Below are 286 nucleotides of genomic sequence, written 5' to 3' on the forward strand. Positions count from 1 at the left end.
ATGAAAATCTCGTTAAAGTGACGGAAGAAGAGGCGACTAAACAATTGTTAAAAGTAGGTGATTATGCAAAAGTAGTCAACGCAACAACCAACCACCAACTATCAGACGGTAATATCGTCGAGGTAATTGGAAATAGCGGTTATCACGGTAATCTTCGAGTCAAACGTTTAACTGACGGAATTAGTCAGAACGTTCCAAAAGAGCAACTCGTCAAAGCAACCGACGAAGAAGTGGCGGAAGCCAAGCGCCAAGCCGAAGAAAAGGCGACCGCGGCGCGCTGGGCGAA

Annotated in this window: 1 pseudogene; it reads left to right on the forward strand. The window is 46.2% G+C overall.

The annotated features are described in order from the left end of the window. Window positions 1-286, forward strand: a pseudogene (locus PZE06_RS29225) (hypothetical protein); the annotation flags it as partial.

It is taken from the genome of Robertmurraya sp. DFI.2.37 (assembly GCF_029211245.1).
In the GTDB taxonomy this organism is placed as follows: domain Bacteria; phylum Bacillota; class Bacilli; order Bacillales; family Cytobacillaceae; genus Robertmurraya; species Robertmurraya methanolica_A.